This is a genomic window from Micromonospora sp. URMC 103 (assembly GCF_051386435.1).
Classification (GTDB): domain Bacteria; phylum Actinomycetota; class Actinomycetes; order Mycobacteriales; family Micromonosporaceae; genus Micromonospora.
This window is the reverse complement of sequence record NZ_JBPQTR010000003.1, coordinates 296,949-317,033: the sequence shown is the minus strand read 5'-3', so window position 1 is coordinate 317,033 and position 20,085 is coordinate 296,949. Positions and strand designations below refer to the sequence as shown.

The window sequence follows — 20,085 nt, the reverse complement described above, 5'->3', positions numbered from 1 at the left end:
TCACCAGCCGAAGGTGCGGTCGACGGCGTCGAGCACCCGGTCGAGGTCGGGCAGGTACTCCTCCTCCACCCGGGCAGCCGGGTAGGGGGTGTCGAAGCCGGTCACCCGCAGCACGGGGGACTCCAGCGAGTAGAAGCACTGCTCGGTGATCCGGGCGGCGATCTCGGCGCCCAGGCCCACGTTGGACGGTGCCTCGTGCACGACGACGGCCCGGCCGGTGCGCCGCACCGACTCGTACACGACGCCCAGGTCGAGCGGGGAGAGCGTGCGCAGGTCGATGACCTCCAGCTCGCGGCCGTCCTCCGCGGCGGCGGTCGCCGCCTCAAGGCAGGTGCGCACCATCGGGCCGTACGCCAGCACGGTGACGTCGGTGCCGGGCCGAACGACCCGCGAGGCGTGCAGCGGGTACGCGTCGGCGAGCGGCGCGTCCAGGTCGACAGGCCTCTTCTCCCGGCCGTCCCAGTAGATCCGCTTCGGCTCCAGGAAGACGATCGGGTCGTCCGACGCGATCGCCTGCTGGATCATCACGTACGCGTCCTCGGGGTTCGCGCAGGAGACCACCTTGAGGCCGGCGGTGTGCGAGAAGTACGCCTCGGGAGACTCCGAGTGGTGCTCCACCGCGCCGATGCCGCCGCCGAACGGAATGCGGATCACCATGGGGATGCTCAGCTTGCCGCGCGAGCGGTAGTGCATCTTCGCCACCTGCGACACGATCTGGTCGTAGGCCGGGTAGACGAAGCCGTCGAACTGGATCTCGCAGACCGGCCGGTAGCCGCGGATGGCCAGGCCGACCGCGGTGCCGATGATGCCGGACTCGGCGAGCGGCGTGTCGATCACCCGCTGGTCGCCGAAGTCCTTCTGGAGCCCGTCGGTGATCCGGAAGACGCCGCCGAGCTTGCCGACGTCCTCGCCCATGATGACGACCTTCGGGTCGTTCTCCAGGGCCTTGCGCAGGCCCGCGTTGAGGGCCTTGCCGAGGGTGAGCATCTCCGTGGCCATCAGTGTGCGCTCCCCTCGAACGACTCCAGGTACCGGCTGAACTGCTCCCGCTGCTCGTCGATCAGCGGGGACCCGTGGGGATAGACGTGGTCGAAGAAGCTGGTGGGCTCCGGGTCCGGCATGGCGAGCACCCGCTCCCGCAGGTGCACCGACTCGCGCTTGGCCTGCTCGTCGACCTCGGCGAAGAAGTCCGCGTCGGCGATCTGCTGCTTCTCCAGGAAGGCCTTCACCCGGGCGATCGGGTCCTTGGCCTGCCACGCCTCCACCTCGCTGGCGATCCGGTAGCGGGTCGGGTCGTCCGACGTGGTGTGCGCGCCCATGCGGTAGGTGTAGGCCTCGATGAGGCTCGGGCCCTGCCCGTGCCGGGCGCTGTCCAGCGCGTGCCGCGTCACCGCGTACGAGGCCAGCACGTCGTTGCCGTCCACCCGTACGCCGGGGAAGCCGAAACCGCCGGCCCGCCGGTAGAGCGGAACGCGGGTCTGCCGCTCCAGCGGCTCCGAGATCGCGTACTGGTTGTTCTGGCAGAAGAACACCAGCGGCGCGTTGAAGACACTGGCCCAGATGAACGCCTCGTTGACGTCGCCCTGGCTCGTGGCGCCGTCGCCGAAGTAGGCGATCACCGCCTCGCCGTCGTCGGTGCCGGTCTTGCCGTCCATGACGACACCCATGGCGTACCCGGTCGCGTGCAGGGTCTGCGCCCCGATCACGATCGTGTACATGTTGAACTTGAACTCGTTCGGGTCCCAGCCGCCCTGGTCGACGCCGCGGAACAGGCCGAGCGGCATGATCGGGTCGATGCCCCGGCAGTAGAGGACGCCGTGCTCCCGGTAGGTCGGGAAGGCCATGTCCTGCGTACGCAGCGCGCGCCCGGAGCCGACCTGCGCCGCCTCCTGCCCCAGCAGGCTGGCCCAGAGGCCCAGCTCTCCCTGCCTCTGGAGGGCGGTGGCCTCGGCGTCCAGCTTCCGTACGAGCACGAGGTCCCGGTAGAGGCCGCGGTACTCCTCGTCGGTGAGGTCGACGCGGTACACGGTGCCGTCCGGCCCGGTGACACTGTCGATGCGCTCACCCTCGGGGGTGAGCAGCTGTACAAGTTCCGGGTCGCCCACCGCGCCCTTCCTGGAGCGGGGTGCGGCCCGCCTGCTGCGGGTGGAGACCCCGGGGTCGCCCTTTGCCATCCGTCTCTCCCTGTCATGTCTGCGTCGGCCCGGGGGGTCACCCGGCCGCGCAAATCCTGTGCCTGCCCGGCGGTGCCGGACAAGTTACTGGCGGCCGCGCCTAGCCCTGGTGGGGGTTGCCGCGCGGCGTGAGCCGGATTCAGTTGGCCGAACCCGGATCGGGAGCGCCGGCGTCCGCCGCCTGCCGCGGGGGTGCGCGGAGGTCGCGGCTGCGTTGCCGTCGCGCTCCATATTCGCAGAGGAGGTGAGGGCGCCCACAGTACGCCCGGCCTGCTCGTTCGGGCCCTCGATGGTTCATGGCATTTGTCAACATCGGCCCGTGGCGCGCCCACCGACGATCCGGTGTCGGTTTCTCACCGTTCGGGCAGATAGGCGTGTCGACACGCTGTGGAGGTATGGCGAACGGAGCGTGACTGCGGCAGGCTGGCTGGCGCGGGGATCGTCGGGTACGGGCGGTTTGCCGCATCTCCGGGTGCGGCCCGCCGTCCCGGAGCGTCCACTATCGACGACGAGGGAGACGCGGTGTCCGAGCCAGCCGACGGTCCGGGTGCCCCGCTGCTCGGCCGGCACCGGGCCGTCAACGGTGGCTACCGCCGTGTGGTGGGCGCGCACCGCGCTCCCGGCACCGCCGCGCCCACCCGCGGTTACCTCTTCACGGTCGCGCTGCTGGCCGGCACGGCCTCCATGCCGATCCTCGCGGCGATCAGTGCGGGCTCCGCCACGGTGGGCAGCACGGCGCTGCCGGACAGCGGCACCCCGTTCATCCCGACACCGTCGGTGGGCCCGGTCGTGGTCCCGCTCCCCAGCACCAGCCAGCCCGCGGTTCCGCCCGCCCGGCCCGCCGGCAGCCCGTCGGCGGTCAGTGGCTGGTCGGCCGACTTCCCGCTGCGCGAGCCCGACCGGCCGGCCCCGCCGCAGCGTGACGGCAGCGGCGACGCCCGCGAGGCCCGCCCGGGGCCCGCCGTCCCCGCACCGATCCCGCGTACGGGGTCACCCGCGCCCCGGCCCACCCGGAGCAGCGCGCCCCCACCTCCGCCGTCCCCGACGCCCAGCGTCTCGCCGAGCGCCACGCCGACGGACAGCCCGAGCCCGACGCCGTCGCCGTCGGGCACGATCTCGGCGCCGCCCACCGAGCCCACCCCCACCCCCACCCCGACCTCCGACGGCACCGACCCGGCGCCGCCCGGCGGCACCCCGGAGCCCACCGATCCGCCGTCCGCCGACCCGTCACCGACCCTGGCCGCCATGCCGGGCGCGACGACCGCCCCCGACCCGACGGTGGTCCCCGGTCCGGTGGTGGTCCCTGGTCCGGCGGCCGTGCCTGGTCCGGCGGCCGTGCCTGGTCCGGCGGCCGTGGCTGGTCCGGCGGCCGGCCGCCGCCCGGGTCCCGGTGTCGTGGTGCCCGAGTCGACTCGCGCCGTCCCGCCGAGCGGCGTCCGCCCCCGGCCAACCGGCGTCGGGGTGCTCTCGGCCCGGGAACCGGCAGAGGACCGCCGCGCCGGCTGACAGCGGCCGCGCCAGCTGAAGGTCGCGCCGCAGGCCCTCGGGCCGCGAAGCAGACCGGGCCGCGAACCAGACCGGGCCGCGAACCGGCCCGGACCGGGCGCTCTGCCGACTTGATCGTCACCGTTTCGCCGAAGTGGCGGTGTCCGGGGCAACGGGACACCGCCAGATCGGCGAAGCGGTGTCGATCAAGCGCGCTCGCCCAGGGACGCCGGGTGTGACCGAGAGCCCGTTCACGGCCGCCCGTGTTGGCGGCGGGCCGGTTTGATCGACTCGGCCTCATTGATGTCGCGGTGTCTACCGGCGCTCGACACCGCGCCTTCCGTGAAGTCGAGTTGATCTCGGTGGTCTCCTGCGGTCTTGATCGTCACCATGTCGCCGAAGTGGCGGTGTCCGGGGCGTCGGGATACCGGCAGATCGGCGCAACGGTGTGGATCAAAGGCGCCGGCGTCGACATTCCGCCGGCGCCTAGGAACCGGCGGACGATCGCCGCTCCGGCTGACGGCCGCGCCGACCGGCCACCCGCAGACCGCACGGCCGGTACGGTGACGACGAGGAGCGGCTGAGTCGCCCGGCCCGGTTCGGCCGGCAGGTGCACGTGGAGGAGACGGCGTGGGCGGCGGCGCGGAACCTCGTACGGCCACCCTGCCCCGACCCGGTCCGGGCCTACGGCTGGCCCGGTTGGTCACCGAGCTGACCGCCCCCGCCGTGCTGGTCTCGGTGCTGATGCTCGCCGTCGCCTGGCATAGCACGCGTGGCGCGCGGGGGATCGGCTGGGGCCTGCTCGCCGCGCTCTTCGTGAGCGGCATCCCGTTCGCCTACATCCTGGGCGGCGTACGCCGGGGCCGGCTCACCGACCACCACGTCGGCCTGCGCGAGCAGCGCCGGGTGCCACTGCTCGTGGGCCTCTGCTCGGTCACCGCCGGGCTGGCCCTGCTGGCGGGGCTCGGGGCGCCCCGTCCGGTGCTCGCGTTGGTGGCTGCCGGTGTGGTCGGTCTCGTGGTGGCCGTGACGGTGAGCCACTGGTGGAAGATGTCCATCCACGCGGCCGTCGCGGCGGGCACCGTGGTGATCCTGGTCCTCACGTTCGGCGCCCGGCTCCTTCTCACCGCACCGCTGCTGGCGCTGGTCGGCTGGTCCCGGGTGCGGGTGGGCGACCACACCGTGCCGCAGGTGCTCGCCGGAGGCCTGGTGGGCGGCCTGGTCGCCGGATTGGTCTTCGCCGCCCTGCGCTGACCGCCGCCCTGCGCTGACCGCCGCCCTGCGCTGACCGCCGTCCTGCGCTGACCGCCGTCCTGCGCTGACCGCCGCCCTGCGCTGACCGCCACCCCGGCGGACTCGGCCCATCCGGGAGCGGGAGGCGTCAGTCGTCGGTCAGGCGGTGGCGGTTCGCCTCGATCCAGGCGTCCAGGGCGGCGGGGTCGTCCGGATCCACGCCCTCGGCCATCAGCTGGGCCACCGCCGCCGTGGCCGGGCTGCGCCGCTCGCCCGTGCTGTAGAGGCGCGCGAACTCCGGCACCATCTCCTCGATCGCCGTGTCGGTCTGGGCCGCGGCGCTCTCCGGCAGTCCCCGCTTGCGCGCCGCGTACCGGGCCCAGGCCCGCAGCACCCGGGGCAGCATGGCGGCGTCGTCCATGTCGAGCACGGCCCGCCGGTGCACCCAGTCGAGCAGGAACAGGCCGGCGACAGTCGGGCTCCAGCGCAGCGGGTCGGCGTCGGGGAAGCTGGCCGCGTGGTCCAGCAGCAGGCTGAGGCAGAAGTGCAGCGAGGCCAGCTCGGGGCCGTCGATGGCGTCCAGCCCCGCCCGGGTGGCCTCGGGTGAGGCAAGGAAGCGGCGGACCAGGTCCGTCCGGCCGGCGGCGGAGAGCGGCTCGGCGACCCGGCGGGCGGGTGCCGCGGCGGGCAGCACGGCGAGTCGGGCGCCGACGAGCGCCCGGTCGGTGGCGAGCGAACCCTCGCCGGGCAGTTCGCTGAGGTCGTCCGTGATCGTGAGGTGGCGGGCCACCTCGTCGCGCATCCGCGCCGGGTCCTCCTCGCGGAACCAGGTCAGCTCGTCGGCCGCGCACATCTGCCGGACCTGCGCGAGGATCCGCCGGGCGGGCCCGCCGACGAAGACGTCCTTCGTGATGCCGATGTTGTGGTCCACGAGCGCCACCAGCGCGTGCTCGGGGCCACCGGCTTCCTCGTCGTACGCGAAGGTGGCCAGGTAGGAGGTCTGGTCGCCGTAGACGTCGCCGTACGCCCAGGTGCCGGTGAGGTGCACCCGGCCGAGCTGCCCCGACCAGGCCGGCGCCTGGCTCCCGGGGCGGACCCGGGCGGCGCCCTCGGCGTCGGGCACGAGCGCCGCGAAGACGGAGCGGATGGTCGTGGCGGCGGCGGTGCGCCGCCGGGCGGTCGCGGCCAGGAAACCGCCCACGAACTCGCGTACGGCTTCGCTGCGGTCGGCCTCCGCGATGGCGTAGACGCTGCCGAGCAGCGCGGCGCCGAGCATCTCGGCGTCCAGGGCCGAGTCCAGCCGGGTCACGTCGCGCGCGGCGTGCAGGACCGCGTCGTACGGGGTCGGGGGCGTCGCCATGCCCCGACCCTACGCCGCGCCGCCACGCGGGACACCGGTTGCGATGCGGGCGGATCAGCGGCGGGCGGCGTCCCGCAGGGCGTCCCGCGCCTCGTCGTACGAGGTGAGCACGTCCCGGACGGGTGCGAGCACGTACTCCTGGCCCACCGCCGCCACGGCCGCGTTGAGGCGTTGCTCGGCGCGTCGCCGGGCCCGCCGGGCGGCCCAGCGGACCACGGGCCGGGTCAGTGCCGCGACCAGCAGCCCGGCGAGCAGGCCCCCGAGCAGTAGCAGGGTGGGCAGGGGCACCTCGCCCACCCGCGGGTTGTCCAGCTCGGGGAGGCCGAGCGCGCGCAGCGCGTAGCCCAGCACGAGCCAGCCCAGCCCGGCGACCGCCGCCAGGGTGACCAGCCACTGGACGGTCCCGACCAGGCGCCACCAGAACGGCCGCCGGTTCAGCCCGAGGTCGCTGCCGGCCACCGCGCGGTCCAGCGCGTCCGGCAGGTCGCCGAGCCGTGATCGGGCCGCGTCGGTCACCGCGTTCGGCCAGCCCGCCGGCAGCCCGGCCCCGGCGTGGTCGGCCACAGCCCGGATCGCGAGCCCCAGCGCGGACCGCTGCGCGGCCGTCGGGTCCGGCACGGAGGTGGCCGCCACGAGGCTCTCGGCGGGATCGGCGGCGTCGCCGGTCGGGCCGGGCAGGTGCAGCCGGCGCAGCGGGTCGGGCCGCAACCGACGCCAACCCCGCACCAGCGGCCAGCCGGTGCTCGCCACCGCCCGGTGCCGGTACGCCCGCTGCACGGCCTCGGTCACCGCCGGCACCCCGGCCGTCCCCGCCAGCGCCCGCGTCAGCTCGTCGGCCGTCGCGTCGTCGGGGCCACCCGGCCGCGCGGTGCCGACCAGTTCGTCGAGGCCGGCCACCACACCGTCCACGTCTCCGGCGAGCCGACGCAGCGCCGCCTGCCGTTCGGCGACGGTGCGTTCCAGCGCGGCGCGCAGCTCGGCGATGCCGTCGGGGTGGGTGGCCGTGGTGGCGAGCAGCGGCACGCCGTCGAGCCCGTCGGCGTCGAGCAGCCGGCGCAGGTCGGCCTGGACCCGGGGCAGCTCGGCCGGGGGCAGTCGGTCGGCCTGGTTGAGCACGACCAGCGTGACGTCCCGGTGGCGGTGGAACTCGCGCAGGTAGCTCGTGTGGATCACCCGGTCGGCGTACTTCTGCGGGTCGACCACCCAGACCACGAGGTCGACCAGGCCGAGCAGCCGGTCCACCTCCAACCGGTGGGACCGCTGCACCGAGTCGAAGTCGGGCAAATCGAGCAGGACGAGGCCGTGCAGCGCCGCCTCGTCGTCGGCGTCGAGCGGGCTCTCCCGCACGAACCGGTGCCGGGGCAGCACCCCGACCCAGTCGAGCAGCCGTGCGGCGCCCTCCTGCGGGCCCCAGACGCAGGCGTGGGCCACGCCGGTGGTGGGGCGGCGTACCCCGACCGGCGACAGCTCCAGGCGCGCCAGCGCGTTGAACAGGCTGGACTTGCCGCTGCCGGTCGCTCCGGCGAGCGCCACCACGGTGTGGTCCCGGGACAGCGCCAGCCGGGCACCGGCCCGCTCGACCAGGGTGTGCGCCGGGACGAGTTGGGCGTCCGGCAGGCGGCCGTCCGCCGCCGCGAGGAACCGGCGCACCGCGTCCAGGCGGCCGAGCAGCAGGTCCGGGTCCACCCGCTGGTCGCCGCCGCGGAACGCCTCCCGCATCCGGCCCACGACGTTGCTCACCCGGTCGGCCCCTCTGCGGTCAGGCCGCTGCGGCGACGCGCGCTCTCCACGCGTTCGGCGGCGGCGCGCAGCGCGTCCGCGGTCTCCGGACCGGGCCGGGCGGCCGCGCTCCGCGTCAGGTAGCGGTCGGCCTCGTCGTCCAGCAGCGTCCGCACCCGGTCGAGGAGGTCGGCGCGGGCCCGGGCGGCGAGGGTACGCACGGCCTGGTCACCGAAGATCGCCTGGAGCACGGCCTGCGCGGCCACCGTGGTGCCCGCCCCGGTGGCCACCTCCAGCCCGGTCGGGATGAAGGCGGTCGAGGCGAAGACGGCGATCATCACGGCGAGGCCGGTGGCGTTCACCGCGTACGCGGCGGTGCGGGCCACGAAGCGCTTGTCGGCCCCCTCCACGCGGACCAGCTCCAGCACGCCGCGCTGCCAGTCCCGGACCATCCGTTCGGCGCGCTCGGGCAGGTCGTCGGCGGGGTGGGCGAGCTCCGGCTCGAGCAGTGCGGCCCCGGCCGGATGCGCCTTCCAGGCCGTGTACGCGTTCTCGGCGGCCTCGGCGGCGACCCCGCGCAGCAGTGTCACGAGCTGGGACTCGATCGCCGTACGCAGTTCGGCGGCCGGTGCCGGGCGGCCGGTGAGGGCGGCGACCATGCGGTCGCGCAGCCGCCCGATCCGGGCTTCGAGGGTGCGGAAGAACTCGCCGGTGCCGACGAACTCCTGCCAACGGGCGAGCACCTCGCCGCGGAGCAGCCGGCCGTCGCGCAGCCCCTCCTCGACCGTCCGGTGCGCCCCCCGGTACGCGGCCCGGACCCGGTCGTCGAGCGCGTCGGCCGCGGCGGCCTGCTCCTCGGCCGCCTCGGCGAGCCCGTCGACGGTGGGGTGCAGCGCGGCCAGCGCCCCGTCCAGCGTCTGCCGGACGACGGCGGCGCGGGCCTCCGCGTCCGCGGCCAGCCGGGTGAACCAGTCGGCGAGCGGGGCGGTGACCCGTTCGGGCAGCAGCCCCTGCCCGTCCACCCAGGTCTCCGGCAGGACGAAGAGCGGCGCCTGGTCGAGCCCCTGGTCGGCGAGCATCTCGGTGAGGTGCGCGGCGATCTCGTCGCCCGCCTCGGCGGGCACCCGGTCGAGCACCATGGCGATCACGGTGCCCCGGGCCCGGGCGCTGCGCAGCAGCTCCCACGGGACGGCGTCGGCGTAGCGGGCGGCGGTCGTGACGAAGAGCCAGAGGTCGGCCGCGGCGAGCAGCTGCCCGGCGAGCGCCCGGTTGGCGTCGACCACCGAGTCGATGTCGGGGGCGTCGAGGAAGGCCAGCCCGGGCGGGAGAGCCGGGGCGGTGACGAGCTGGAGCGTGCGCGGATCGTCGCTCGGCTCGGTGCGGCGGGTGAGACCGGGCAGCAGGTCGCCCTGACGGAACCAGGACGCGTCGGCGGGGCTGCACACGAGCACCGGTGAGCGGGTGGTCGGCCGGAGCACGCCGGCGGCGCTCACCCGGGCCTTCACCAGGCTGTTGACGAGGGTGGACTTGCCGGCCCCGGTGGAGCCGCCGACCACCACGAGCAGGGGTGCGTCCAGCCGGGCGAGCCGGGGAAGCAGGTAGTCGTCGAGCTGGTCGGTCAGGGCGCCGGCGGCGCGCCGGGCCGGCTCTGCCGTCGGCAGGGCCAGCGGAAACCGCGCCGCCTCGATCGCGGCCCGCAGGGCGCCGAGGGCGGCGGGGAGGCTCTCGTCCCCGGTGGTGGCGGTCGGGTCCTCCGCGGCGTCCGGCGGGCCGGTGCGGGCTGCGACGGCGGGCGCGCCGGGCTGGGTGGCGGGGTCGCCGTGCGTCGTCACCGCTAAAGCGTGCCCGACCGACGCAAGGGAAGACAACCGATCAGTAGCAACCGGGGTTGCGTCGGGTTGACTCAACCTCGACTTGACGATCTGTGGAGGCGTGGCACTATTGAGTCAAGTTCACTCAACTTGTGGTCGGGTCCGCTGCGGGCGGTGCCCGCCAGGCAGCCGGGCGGGCGGTGCCCGCCACCTGCTCAACCTTACGAAGCGAGGAAGCGAAGATGGCACGTGCGGTCGGTATCGACCTCGGCACGACGAACTCCTGCGTCAGCGTTCTCGAGGGCGGTGAGCCCACCGTCATCGCCAACGCTGAGGGCTCGCGGACGACCCCGTCGATCGTCGCGTTCGCCCGCAACGGCGAGGTGCTCGTCGGTGAGGTCGCCAAGCGTCAGGCGGTGACGAACCCGGACCGGACCATCCGGTCGGTCAAGCGGGAGATCGGCACCAACTGGTCGGTGGACATCGACGGCAAGAAGTACACGCCGCAGGAGATCTCGGCCCGGACGCTCATGAAGCTCAAGCGGGACGCCGAGGCGTACCTGGGCGAGCAGATCACCGACGCGGTGATCACCGTTCCGGCCTACTTCAACGACGGCCAGCGCCAGGCCACCAAGGAGGCCGGTGAGATCGCCGGCTTCAACGTGCTGCGGATCGTCAACGAGCCGACCGCGGCCGCGCTGGCGTACGGGCTGGACAAGGGCTCCAAGGAGCAGACCGTCCTGGTCTTCGACCTCGGCGGCGGCACCTTCGACGTCTCCCTGCTGGAGCTGGCCGAGGGTGTCATCGAGGTCAAGTCGACCAGCGGTGACAACCACCTCGGTGGTGACGACTGGGACCAGCGCATCATCGACCACCTGGTGAAGACCTTCCGCGGCGAGCACGGCATCGACCTCGCGCAGGACAAGATGGCCATGCAGCGGCTCAAGGAGGCCGCCGAGAAGGCCAAGATCGAGCTGTCCGCCGCCACCACCACGAACATCAACCTGCCCTACATCACGGCCGGCGCCGCGGGCCCGCTGCACCTGGACGTGACGCTGAGCCGCGCCGAGTTCCAGCGGATGACGCAGGACCTGCTGGACCGCTGCAAGGGCCCGTTCGAGCAGGCCGTGAAGGACGCCGGGATCAAGGTCTCGGACGTCGACCACGTGATCCTCGTCGGCGGCTCGACCCGTATGCCGGCCGTCACCGACCTGGTCAAGCAGCTCACCGGCAAGGAGCCCAACAAGGGCGTCAACCCGGACGAGGTCGTCGCCGTCGGCGCCGCGCTGCAGGCCGGTGTGCTCAAGGGCGAGGTCAAGGACGTCCTGCTGCTCGACGTGACCCCGCTGAGCCTGGGCATCGAGACCAAGGGCGGCATCTTCACCAAGCTGATCGAGCGCAACACCACCATCCCGACGAAGCGCTCCGAGGTCTTCACCACGGCGGACGACAACCAGCCGTCGGTGCTGATCCAGGTCTTCCAGGGTGAGCGCGAGATCGCGGCCTACAACAAGAAGCTCGGCACCTTCGAGCTGACCGGCCTCCCGCCGGCGCCGCGTGGCGTGCCGCAGATCGAGGTCACCTTCGACATCGACGCGAACGGCATCGTGAACGTCCACGCGAAGGACCTCGGCACCGGCAAGGAGCAGAAGATGACCATCACCGGCGGCTCCTCGCTGCCGAAGGATGACATCGAGCGCATGCGCCGCGACGCCGAGGAGCACGCGGAGGAGGACAAGCGCCGCCGCGACGAGGCCGAGACCCGCAACCTGGCCGAGGCGCTCCAGTGGCAGACGGAGAAGTTCCTCGCCGAGAGCGGCGACAAGCTGCCCAGCGAGAACCGGGACCAGCTCAACGAGGCGCTCGGCGAGCTGCGCAGCGCGCTCGGCGGCCAGGACATCGAGAAGATCAAGTCGGCGCACGAGCGGCTGGCGCAGGTGTCCCAGCAGGCCGGTTCGCTGCTCTACGCGCAGCAGTCCGAGCAGGGCCAGCAGGCGGGCGGCCAGGCCGGCCCGGGTGCCGGGGCGACCGGTGGCGCGCAGGCCGGCGGTGCCGGTGGCGCCGACGACGTCGTCGACGCGGAGATCGTGGACGAGGACAAGAAGTGACGCTCGCCCCACGGGCTCACGGCGAAGGGATGAGGTAGCCGCATGACGGAGAAGCCACGAGCCGCCGACCCGGGCGACACCGGATCGGCGCCGGGTGGCTCCGCGCCCGCCGAGCCGGCCACCGGTGACGCGCCGCGGGTCGTCATCCGCAACAACCGCAAGATCAGCCAGCCCGCCGAGCCGGAGGGGGCCGCCGCCGACGCCGGGACCGACGTCCCGGCCGAGGGGCTCGTCGAGGACGCGGAGGTCGTCGTCGACGAGATCGAGGTCGAGGCCGGCACGGTCGACGGGGCGACCCCCGCCGGCCCGCCGGTGGTGGACGCGCCCGCCGAGCCGGTGGACGCGGCGACCAGCTCCACCCTCGGTGCCGAGCTGGAGGCGCTTCGCGCCGACCTCGACGAGCGGACCCGTGACCTGCAGCGGGTGACGGCGGAGTACGCCAACTACCGCAAGCGGGTCGAGCGGGACCGGGGCGTGGTCGCCGAGCAGGCGACCGGCACCGTGCTCGCCGCGCTGCTGCCGATCCTCGACGACCTCGACCGGGCCCGGGAACACGGCGACCTGGTCGGGCCGTTTGGAACGGTGGCGGAGCAGCTCACCGCGGCGCTCGGCAAGTTCGGGTTGACCCCGTTCGGCGAACAGGGCGACCCGTTCGACCCGACCCTGCACGAGGCGGTGGCGCACCAGACCTCCGCCGACGTGACCGAGCCGACGTGCGTGCAGATCATGCGGCGCGGCTACCAGCTCGGTGAGCGCCTGCTGCGGCCGGCGCTGGTCGCGGTCGCGGACCCGGAATAGTGCCAAGCAGTGACCCGGCCGCCCCGCCCGCCGTACGACGGTGGGCGGGGCGACCTGGGGACACCGGTGGGGAGGGGGTGGACCGGTGAGTTCGAAGGACTGGATCGAGAAGGACTTCTACGCCGTGCTCGGCGTGGACAAGGCCGCCTCCGCGGACGAGATCAAGAAGGCGTACCGCAAGCTGGCCCGGGAGTCGCACCCGGACCACAACCCGGGCGACCCGAAGGCCGAGGAGCGGTTCAAGGCCGCGTCCGAGGCGTACAACGTGCTGTCGGACCCCGGCCGCCGCCGGGAGTACGACGAGATGCGCTCGCTCTTCGGCTCGGGCGCCTTCCGCCGCAACGCCCGGGGTGGGGGCCAGCCGGGCGGCATGCCGTTCGACGTCTCCGACCTGTTCGGCGGCGCGACGGCCGGGGGCGGAGGGGACCGCCGCTTCGGCGGAGCGGGCTTCTCCGACCTGTTCAGCTCGCTCTTCTCGGGCGGCCCCGGCGGCCCGACCACGCCGACCGGCCCGGCCCGCGGGCGGGACGTGGAGACCGAGGTGGCGCTGGACTTCGGCGACGCGGTCCGCGGCGTGACCCTGCCGCTGACCCTGCGCGCCCCCGGCGTCTGCGACACCTGTGGGGGCAACGGGGCGAAGCCCGGCACCCAGCCGCGCACCTGCCCGGTGTGCCACGGCGCCGGGGTGACCACGCGCAACCAGGGCTCGTTCAGCTTCTCCGAGCCGTGCCGCAACTGCCAGGGCGTCGGCACGGTCGTCGAGGAGAAGTGCCCGGAGTGCCACGGCACGGGTGGCGTGACCAAGACCCGGACGATGAACGTCCGGTTCCCGGCCGGGGTGGCCGACGGCCAGCGGATCCGGCTGGCCGGGCGGGGTGAGCCCGGCGAGCGTGGCGGCCCGGCCGGTGACCTGTTCGTCCACGTCAAGGTACGGCCGGACGAGCTGTTCGGGCGTAGCGGCGACGACCTGACCCTGACCGTGCCGGTCACCTTCGCGGAGGCCGTGCTGGGGACCGACCTGCGGGTGCCCACCCTCGACGGCGCCGTGACCCTGCGCGTTCCGCCGGGTACGCCGAGCGGGCGGGTTCTGCGGGCCCGGGGCAAGGGTGTGGTCCGCCGGGATGGTCAGGCGGGCGACCTGCTGGTGACACTGGACGTGGTGGTGCCCGCGCGGGTGTCGGACGAGGCGCGGGCGGCGCTGGAGGCGTTCACCGAGCACACGCCGCCGGCGGCCCGGGAACATCTCGACGCGCGGGTGCGTCGAGTCGGTTGACGCGGTGAATGGACGCGGAGGTGAGCGGGATGTCGGACGGGTTCTCCAGGTCGTCGGGTGACCCTGCCTACGAGGCCAAGGTGCTGATGATCTCGGTGGCGGCGCGGATGGCGGGCATGCATCCGCAGACGCTGCGCCAGTACGACCGGCTCGGCCTGGTGCAGGCCGGGCGGGCGGCCGGCGGTGGCCGCCGCTACAGCGTCCGGGACGTCGTGCTGCTCCGCGAGGTGCAGCGGCTCAGCCAGGACGACGGCATCAACCTGGCCGGGGTCAAGCGCATCATCGGCCTGGAGCGGCTGCTCGAGGAGGCGCAGCAGCGGGTGGCCCGCCTGGAGGCGGAGCTGGACGCCGCGTACCGCCGGATCGCCGAGCTGGAGTCGCTGGCCCGCTTCCCGGGCCGCGACCTGGTCCCGACCAACCGCACCTCCACGGCGCTCGTGGTCTGGCGCCCCCGCCGCGGCACCGACCGCTGACCCCGCGTCCTCCGGCGCCCGACGGCCCGGTCCGCTCGCCGGTTTCCCGGCGCGGGCCGGGCCGTTCTGGTTAACCTGCAAATGAGGTCTTTTCCGCGCAATCCAGACCTACCGGCATGGCAGGGGGAGCGATGACGGAGGCGGCGCAGCAGGTGGCCCAGCGGGCGGAGGAGCGGCTCGACGCGATCGCCGAGACGCTCCGGGCGCGGTTCGCGAAGATCACCAAGGCACGATTCACCGACGTGGTGAAGGAGGGGCGCTTCGCCGGCCAGGTGGACGAGCGGCGGGCGGAGGCCTAGCCGGAAAGCCGGGCGCCGGGCGGAACCCCGACGCCGACGAACGGGCCGGGACCCACGGGGGGTCCCGGCCCGTTCGTGCGCGCCCGCGCTGGGTGGGGTGGGTCAGGCCAGGCGGCGGTTCTCCCGGACCAGGCCGCCCTCGCACCAGTCGCGGTACACGAAGAGGTCGGGCCGGGCCAGCAGCACACGGCTGTTGTGCGCCCAGACCCGCATCAGCTCGTCGCCGTTCTTCTCGGCCTGCTCGACGAGCTTCCGGAAGCGGCGCTTGGGGTGCGCGCGGAAGTTCGTGCGGATGCCGTCGGCCGCGTAGATGTACAGGCAGTGCAGGGCGAACCGGCGGGCCGGGCAGGACGGGTCCATGGCCAGGTCGAACAGCGTCGTCACCAGCCGGTCACCGGAGACCAGCAGATCCCAGTCGGGCGGCATCGAGGCGAGTGGCACCGAATCCGGGTGGTAGGCCCACGCCCGCAACTCCGCCGGAGACGGGTCGACGGGGTTGGCGAAGCCGTGGAACGTCGACTCCTGCACGCTCACCGGCCAACCTTCCGCTATCGCCCACAGTTGGCACGGCCACCCGCGGACCTGGCTGCTGGGGCGACACGGTAACGCGGTACCGGCGAGTAGCGGTAGACCCTCCAGGGACCAATTACTCGACCCTCGGCCGGGCCGGATCGGCCGTACGGCGGACCCGGCCCGGAAGGGCAGTGACCAGTGTCAGTCCGGGACCGCCAGCGGCTTCCGCCGCTGCGCCGACGCGCGCTGGCGCAGCCAGCGCTTGAACCAGGGGAAGTCCGGCAGTCGCGCCAGCATCGGCCCGGTCACCACGGTGATGAGGACGTACGCCGTGGCGAGCGCGGCCAGCCGCGGCTCGACGCTGCCGGCTGCCACGGCGAGCCCCGCGATGACGATGGAGAACTCGCCCCGGGGCACGAGTGCGAGGCCGGCGCGCCACCGGCCGGGCTCGGCGATGCCGATGCGGCGGGCGGCCAGGTAGCCGGTGAGCGTCTTGGTCGCCATGGTGACGACCGCCAGGGCGAGCGCCGGCAGCAGGACGGGTGGGATCTCCCGCGGGTCGGTTGTCAGGCCGAAGAAGACGAAGAACACGGCCGCGAACAGGTCCCGCAGGGGCGAGAGCAGCTCGGTGGCGTGGTGCGCGACCGGACCGGAGAGCGCGATGCCGACCAGGAACGCGCCGACCGCCGCCGAGACCTGGAGCTTGGCCGCGAAGCCGGCTACCAGCAGCGTCATGCCGAGCACCCCGAGCAGCAGCGCCTCCGGGTCCTTCGCCGACATGAAGGTCGAGATGGCGCTGCCGTAGCGGATGGCGACCGCGAGGACGACCAGGACGGTGCCGACCGCGACGGCGAGCGCTATGCCTCCGCCCAGCAGGCCGGTGCCGGCCAGCACGGCGGTCACGAGCGGCAGGTAGAGCGCCATGGCCAGGTCCTCGATCACGAGGACGGAGAGGATGACCGGGGTCTCGCGGTTACCGAGCCGGCCCAGGTCGCCGAGGACCTTGGCGATGACGCCGGAGGAGGAGACCCAGGTGATGCCGGCGAGCACCAGGGCGGCCACCCAGTCCCAGCCGAGCAGCAGCGCGAACGCGGCCCCGGGCAGCGCGTTGAGGGCCCCGTCGATGAGCCCGGCCGGGGCCGCGGAGCGGAGGTTGCCGACGAGCTCGTTGGCCGAGTACTCCAGGCCGAGCATCACGAGCAGCAGGATCACGCCGATCTCGGCGCCGACGGCGAAGAACTCCTCGCTGGCGTTGAGCGGCAGCAACCCGCCGTGCCCGAAGGCGAGCCCGGCGAGCAGGTAGAGCGGAATGGGCGAGAGGCCGATCCGGCGGCTCAGCCGGCCGAGCAGACCGAGCAGGAAGAGCAGCGCGCCGACCTCGATGAGCAGTGTGGTGGTTTCGTGCATCCGCGCCTCAGCCGTCCGGGTCGGTGTCGGCGAGGATGGCGGTCACCCCGTCGAGACCCTGCCGGGTCCCGACCACGACCACCACGTCACCGGCCGCGAAGCGGAAGGCCGGGTCCGGCGAGACGATCACCTCTTTCTCGCGGAGCACCGCGACGATGGAGGCGCCCGTGCGGGTACGCGCCTTGGTGTCACCGAGCTTCCGACCGACGTACGGGGAGCCGGCCGGGATCGCGACCTGCTCGGTGAGCAGCCCGGCGGCCTGTTCCCGCAGCCCGGAGAGCTGGCCGAGCATCAGCGACGCGCCGAGGATGTCGGCGAGCGCCTCGGCCTCGTCGTCCGTCAGCGGGATGTCGGCCTGGCAGGAATCGGGATCGTCCGGGTCGTAGAGGACGAGGTCACGACGACCGTTGCGGTGGGAGACCACACCCAGCCGGCGCCCCGACTCCGTCACCAGCTCGTGACGTACGCCGATCCCCGGTAGCGCGGTCTGTTCGACACGTACTCGCACCCGGGCAACGCTACCGCGTGCGCGCCCGTCGATCCCCGTAGCGTGATCGTGGCCTATCCCCGCCCGCCGGCCGGCGCCGGGTGATCGACTCCAGTCCGCCGATGTGGCGGTGTCCCGCCGCGTCCGACCCCGCCAGATCCCCGATGTCGTGTCGATCTTTCGAGCGTCAGTCAGACCCGGAGGAGGAGCGCGGTCGGACGTAGGTGCCCTTGCCCTGGTGCCCCTCGACGAGCCCCTCCGCCTGGAGGATCAGGAGGGCGGAGCGCACCGGCTCGGCGGAGACGCCGTAGTGGGCGACCATCTCCCGCAGCGACGGAAGCTTGTCGCCGGGCGCGTACTCGCCGGCGCTGATCTTGTCGCGGATGTCCTGCGCGATGCGTTGACGATCGGAAACTCGGGGCATGTCGGCACTCCTGGTAGGCCCCAAGATCTTCCCACGCAGGTCACCGGTCGGCCAACACTTCGCGTGCTTAGCATGCTTACTTGTTGTGTTCGAATGCTTTGCATTGTATGTTGACCGGGCGGACACCGGCCGGCGGAAGTCCTGGTAGGCAACCGTTTCCCTGGTCGGTGTCCGTGACCGAGCAACGCCATGGCCAGAAGGGACCACGCTGTGGAATGCCGAACGGTCCCGTGATGACCGGGCGCTATGTCATCCACCTTCCAGTCGCTGCGCCGGACGTGGCGCGCGCCAAGATCCTGGGCCGAACGGCCGGGCGGGCGCTGGCCTTCCTCGCCGCCGTCGACCTCGGCGGGATAACCGTCTCGACCGAGGACAACCAGGGGGTACGGCACTGGGTCTTCTGCGACCGCCGGCTGGACGACGGCCGGCGCTGCGTCCTGCGGGCCGAGCATGTAACTCCCTGCACCCCGCGCCTGCCCCGTCGATCTCCCGGATGAGGCTCCGACGGGATCGGCGCCGGTGCCCGGCCCAACGGGAAGCGGGGGCGGGCAACCGAGGCGGCACCGGTCAGCGGAGGCTGGCGAAGAATTCGCGGATGTCGCCCACCAGCACCTCGGTGGCCTGGTGGGCGGCGTAGTGACCGCCGACGTCGCCGCGCCCGTCGACGTCCGCGTCGTACGCCGTCCACCGGACGATGTTCGCGTGGTCCCGGTCGGCGAAGCGGCGGATCGACCGGAAGTCGCCGGGGAACATGGCGAGCGCGGTGGGCGCGGTGGTCGGCCCGCTGGGCTGCTCGTCGGCGTGGGCGTCCTCCCAGTAGAAGCGGATCGCCGAGGCGGCGGTGCCCGTGAACCAGTAGAGCGCCACGTTCGCGAGGACGAAGTCGGCGTCCAGGCTCTCGTCGAAGAGCTGGGCGTTCCAGGCCAGCAGCCCCACCGGCGAGTCGGCCAGCCCGAACGCGAGGGTCTGGGGTTGCTGGCTGTGGACCTGGTTGAACGAGAACTTGTTCTCGTAGAACCACTGGAGGTGCGCGAGCGCCGCCTGGTCGGCAGCGGAGAGGCCGGCGAACTCGGCCGGGTCGCCGGAGGGGAACGAGAAGAGCTGGGTGACGTGCACGCCGAGCACGTGTTCCGGGTCGATCCGGCCCAGCTCCGGCGCGACCATCGAGCCGGCGTCGTTGCCGACCGCGCCGTACCGCTCGTACCCCAGCCGGCTCATCAGCTCCTTCCAGGCGCGGGCGGTGCGGTAGCGGTTCCAGCCGGCGCTGCGGGTGGGGCCGGAGAAGCCGAAGCCGGGCAGCGACGGGATGACCAGGTGGAAGGCGGGCGCCGCCCGGTCGGTCGGCTCGGTGAGCGGCGCGATCACGTCGAGGTATTCGACGACCGAGCCCGGCCAGCCGTGGGTGAGCACCAGCGGGGTGGCGTCCGCCCTTGAGGACCGGACGTGCAGGAAGTGCAGCTCCGCGCCGTCGATCTCGGTGACGAACTGCGGGTGCGCGTTCAGCCGCGCCTCGACGGCCCGCCAGTCGAACCGCTCCAGCCAGTGCTCGACCAGGTCGCGGACCCGGCGGGTGGGCATGCCGTACGCGTCGCCGGCGCCGGGCAGATCTCCGGGCCAGGTGGTCCGGCGCAGCCGGTCGGCCAGGTCGTCGAGGGCGGTCTGCGGGACCTCCACGCGGAACGGGCGGATCGCGGTGCCGGTCATGGCTCACTCCTTCGGAACGGAATGCTTCGTTCTGCTTTAACATAGCAGACCGGAACGATCCGTTCCACTGGTAACCTGGAGGCATGTCGAACCCGACCGCAGGCCCCGTCGCCGGGCCCCTCGCCGGGCGCCGCGCCCAGGCGGCCCGCAACGACGAGGTGATCCTGGAAGCCGCCCGCGCCGTCTTCCTCGCCGACCCGAAGGCGCCCATCGCCGCCGTCGCCGAGCGCGCCGGCGTCGGCATCAGCGCCCTCTATCGGCGGTATGCGGGCAAGGAGGACCTGCTGCGCCGGCTCTGCCACGACGGGCTGCGGCGGTACGTCGCCGAGGCCGAGGCGGTCCTGGCCGAGCCGGACCCGTGGCGGGCCCTCACCGGCTTCCTCGCCCGGGTGGTCGACGCCGACGTGCACTCGTTGACCGTGCACCTGGCCGGCACGTTCACCCCGACGGAGGAGATGGGCCGGGACGCGGTCCGCGCCAACGAGCTGGCCGCCGAACTGGTCGAGCGGGCGCACGCCGGCGGACGGCTCCGGCCCGACGTGGTGGTGCAGGATCTCGGCCTGCTGCTGGAGGCGTGCGCCGCGGTGCGCGTACCCGATCCGGACCGCACCCGGCAGCTACGCCGCCGTCAGCTCGCGGTGCTGCTGGCTGGCCTGTCGGTCGGCGCGGACGCCGAGCCGTTGCCGGGGCCGCCGCCCGCGGCGGGTGAGTTCGACTGGCGCTGGCGGCGTCGGGAGTGACGGGGGTCACAGCGCTAGGGTTGAGCGGAATAGGCTCAACTCTGGTTGTGTCCTTCCTAGCGGACCTGTCGATCCGG

Annotated in this window: 20 protein-coding genes; 10 read left to right on the top strand and 10 right to left on the bottom strand. The window is 73.5% G+C overall.

Annotation, left to right across the window (positions count from 1 at the left end):
• Both ACSNOA_RS01860 and pdhA read right to left on the bottom strand, forming a co-directional pair.
• The gene (locus tag ACSNOA_RS01860; protein WP_436655552.1) at positions 1-999 is read right to left on the bottom strand and encodes an alpha-ketoacid dehydrogenase subunit beta; all 999 of its coding nucleotides are present in this window, start codon (positions 997-999) and stop codon (positions 1-3) included.
• Positions 999-2,174, bottom strand: a complete 1,176-nt coding sequence (gene pdhA / locus ACSNOA_RS01855; protein ID WP_436655550.1) for a pyruvate dehydrogenase (acetyl-transferring) E1 component subunit alpha — start codon at positions 2,172-2,174, stop codon at positions 999-1,001. Before pdhA ends, ACSNOA_RS01860 begins: the two co-directional genes overlap by 1 nt.
• Positions 2,175-2,696: 522 nt before the next feature.
• Here pdhA and ACSNOA_RS01850 point away from each other — a divergent pair.
• From ACSNOA_RS01850 to ACSNOA_RS01840, 3 genes are all read left to right on the top strand, one after another.
• On the top strand, positions 2,697-3,680 hold the full coding sequence (locus ACSNOA_RS01850; RefSeq protein ID WP_436655548.1) for a hypothetical protein: 984 nt from the start codon (positions 2,697-2,699) through the stop codon (positions 3,678-3,680).
• 242 nt (positions 3,681-3,922) lie between these two features.
• Entirely contained in the window at positions 3,923-4,243 is a 321-nt protein-coding gene (locus ACSNOA_RS01845) for a hypothetical protein (protein WP_436655546.1), read from the top strand.
• Between the two features lie 46 nt (positions 4,244-4,289).
• Positions 4,290-4,913 carry a phosphatase PAP2 family protein gene (locus ACSNOA_RS01840; protein WP_436655544.1) on the top strand — a complete coding sequence of 208 codons (624 nt, stop codon included), beginning with the start codon at positions 4,290-4,292 and terminating at the stop codon, positions 4,911-4,913.
• Between the two features lie 127 nt (positions 4,914-5,040).
• On the opposite strand, the gene ACSNOA_RS01835 is transcribed toward ACSNOA_RS01840, so the two are convergent.
• From ACSNOA_RS01835 to ACSNOA_RS01825, 3 genes are read right to left on the bottom strand one after another with little or no spacing between them, the layout of a single operon-like run.
• Positions 5,041-6,252: a hypothetical protein gene (locus tag ACSNOA_RS01835; protein ID WP_436655542.1), complete on the bottom strand. Its 1,212-nt coding sequence runs from the start codon at positions 6,250-6,252 to the stop codon at positions 5,041-5,043.
• A 54-nt stretch (positions 6,253-6,306) separates the two neighbouring features.
• On the bottom strand, positions 6,307-7,971 hold the full coding sequence (locus tag ACSNOA_RS01830; RefSeq protein WP_436656186.1) for a GTPase: 1,665 nt from the start codon (positions 7,969-7,971) through the stop codon (positions 6,307-6,309).
• Positions 7,972-7,988: 17 nt separating this feature from the next.
• Positions 7,989-9,803 carry an ABC transporter gene (locus ACSNOA_RS01825; protein WP_436655540.1) on the bottom strand — a complete coding sequence of 605 codons (1,815 nt, stop codon included), beginning with the start codon at positions 9,801-9,803 and terminating at the stop codon, positions 7,989-7,991.
• Positions 9,804-10,024: 221 nt separating this feature from the next.
• On the opposite strand from ACSNOA_RS01825, the gene dnaK reads away from it, so the two are divergent.
• The 5 genes from dnaK to ACSNOA_RS01800 all read left to right on the top strand — a co-directional run bounded on the left by dnaK (position 10,025) and on the right by ACSNOA_RS01800 (position 14,733).
• Positions 10,025-11,890 (top strand): molecular chaperone DnaK, encoded by a 1,866-nt coding sequence (dnaK, locus tag ACSNOA_RS01820; RefSeq protein ID WP_436655538.1) that lies wholly within the window; start codon positions 10,025-10,027, stop codon positions 11,888-11,890.
• 42 nt (positions 11,891-11,932) lie between these two features.
• Entirely contained in the window at positions 11,933-12,688 is a 756-nt protein-coding gene (gene grpE, locus ACSNOA_RS01815; RefSeq protein ID WP_436655536.1) for a nucleotide exchange factor GrpE, read from the top strand.
• 85 nt (positions 12,689-12,773) lie between these two features.
• Positions 12,774-13,961 carry a molecular chaperone DnaJ gene (dnaJ, locus tag ACSNOA_RS01810; protein ID WP_436655534.1) on the top strand — a complete coding sequence of 396 codons (1,188 nt, stop codon included), beginning with the start codon at positions 12,774-12,776 and terminating at the stop codon, positions 13,959-13,961.
• Positions 13,962-13,990: 29 nt separating this feature from the next.
• Positions 13,991-14,434 (top strand): heat shock protein transcriptional repressor HspR, encoded by a 444-nt coding sequence (locus tag ACSNOA_RS01805; protein ID WP_436655532.1) that lies wholly within the window; start codon positions 13,991-13,993, stop codon positions 14,432-14,434.
• 116 nt (positions 14,435-14,550) lie between these two features.
• The gene (locus ACSNOA_RS01800) at positions 14,551-14,733 is read left to right on the top strand and encodes a hypothetical protein (protein WP_436655530.1); all 183 of its coding nucleotides are present in this window, start codon (positions 14,551-14,553) and stop codon (positions 14,731-14,733) included.
• A gap of 102 nt (positions 14,734-14,835) precedes the next feature.
• Here the strand turns inward: ACSNOA_RS01800 and ACSNOA_RS01795 are convergent, their stop codons facing one another.
• The 4 genes from ACSNOA_RS01795 to ACSNOA_RS01780 all read right to left on the bottom strand — a co-directional run bounded on the left by ACSNOA_RS01795 (position 14,836) and on the right by ACSNOA_RS01780 (position 17,564).
• Positions 14,836-15,267: a hypothetical protein gene (locus tag ACSNOA_RS01795; RefSeq protein WP_436655528.1), complete on the bottom strand. Its 432-nt coding sequence runs from the start codon at positions 15,265-15,267 to the stop codon at positions 14,836-14,838.
• Between the two features lie 180 nt (positions 15,268-15,447).
• Positions 15,448-16,653 (bottom strand): cation:proton antiporter, encoded by a 1,206-nt coding sequence (locus ACSNOA_RS01790; RefSeq protein ID WP_436655525.1) that lies wholly within the window; start codon positions 16,651-16,653, stop codon positions 15,448-15,450.
• 7 nt (positions 16,654-16,660) lie between these two features.
• Complete coding sequence (locus ACSNOA_RS01785) at positions 16,661-17,161, bottom strand: cation:proton antiporter regulatory subunit (RefSeq protein WP_436655523.1); 501 nt, start codon at positions 17,159-17,161, stop codon at positions 16,661-16,663.
• Between the two features lie 166 nt (positions 17,162-17,327).
• On the bottom strand, positions 17,328-17,564 hold the full coding sequence (locus tag ACSNOA_RS01780) for a winged helix-turn-helix domain-containing protein (RefSeq protein WP_436655521.1): 237 nt from the start codon (positions 17,562-17,564) through the stop codon (positions 17,328-17,330).
• Between the two features lie 233 nt (positions 17,565-17,797).
• Between ACSNOA_RS01780 and ACSNOA_RS01775 the strand changes: the two genes are divergently transcribed.
• Positions 17,798-18,061 carry a hypothetical protein gene (locus ACSNOA_RS01775; protein ID WP_436655519.1) on the top strand — a complete coding sequence of 88 codons (264 nt, stop codon included), beginning with the start codon at positions 17,798-17,800 and terminating at the stop codon, positions 18,059-18,061.
• Positions 18,062-18,131: 70 nt separating this feature from the next.
• On the opposite strand, the gene ACSNOA_RS01770 is transcribed toward ACSNOA_RS01775, so the two are convergent.
• Complete coding sequence (locus ACSNOA_RS01770) at positions 18,132-19,268, bottom strand: epoxide hydrolase family protein (protein WP_436655517.1); 1,137 nt, start codon at positions 19,266-19,268, stop codon at positions 18,132-18,134.
• Between the two features lie 83 nt (positions 19,269-19,351).
• Here ACSNOA_RS01770 and ACSNOA_RS01765 point away from each other — a divergent pair, with 83 nt between their 5' ends.
• Positions 19,352-20,008: a TetR/AcrR family transcriptional regulator gene (locus tag ACSNOA_RS01765; protein ID WP_436655515.1), complete on the top strand. Its 657-nt coding sequence runs from the start codon at positions 19,352-19,354 to the stop codon at positions 20,006-20,008.
• Positions 20,009-20,085: the final 77 nt, after the last annotated feature.

Coding starts and splice junctions, on each gene's coding strand:
- ACSNOA_RS01860 (WP_436655552.1), bottom strand. CDS start 999: ATGGCCACGGAGATGCTCACCCTCGGCAAGGCCCTCAACGCGGGCCTG.
- pdhA (WP_436655550.1), bottom strand. CDS start 2,174: ATGGCAAAGGGCGACCCCGGGGTCTCCACCCGCAGCAGGCGGGCCGCA.
- ACSNOA_RS01835 (WP_436655542.1), bottom strand. CDS start 6,252: ATGGCGACGCCCCCGACCCCGTACGACGCGGTCCTGCACGCCGCGCGC.
- ACSNOA_RS01830 (WP_436656186.1), bottom strand. CDS start 7,971: ATGCGGGAGGCGTTCCGCGGCGGCGACCAGCGGGTGGACCCGGACCTG.
- dnaK (WP_436655538.1), top strand. CDS start 10,025: ATGGCACGTGCGGTCGGTATCGACCTCGGCACGACGAACTCCTGCGTC.
- grpE (WP_436655536.1), top strand. CDS start 11,933: ATGACGGAGAAGCCACGAGCCGCCGACCCGGGCGACACCGGATCGGCG.
- ACSNOA_RS01805 (WP_436655532.1), top strand. CDS start 13,991: ATGTCGGACGGGTTCTCCAGGTCGTCGGGTGACCCTGCCTACGAGGCC.
- ACSNOA_RS01800 (WP_436655530.1), top strand. CDS start 14,551: ATGGCAGGGGGAGCGATGACGGAGGCGGCGCAGCAGGTGGCCCAGCGG.
- ACSNOA_RS01790 (WP_436655525.1), bottom strand. CDS start 16,653: ATGCACGAAACCACCACACTGCTCATCGAGGTCGGCGCGCTGCTCTTC.
- ACSNOA_RS01780 (WP_436655521.1), bottom strand. CDS start 17,564: ATGCCCCGAGTTTCCGATCGTCAACGCATCGCGCAGGACATCCGCGAC.
- ACSNOA_RS01775 (WP_436655519.1), top strand. CDS start 17,798: ATGACCGGGCGCTATGTCATCCACCTTCCAGTCGCTGCGCCGGACGTG.
- ACSNOA_RS01770 (WP_436655517.1), bottom strand. CDS start 19,268: ATGACCGGCACCGCGATCCGCCCGTTCCGCGTGGAGGTCCCGCAGACC.
- ACSNOA_RS01765 (WP_436655515.1), top strand. CDS start 19,352: ATGTCGAACCCGACCGCAGGCCCCGTCGCCGGGCCCCTCGCCGGGCGC.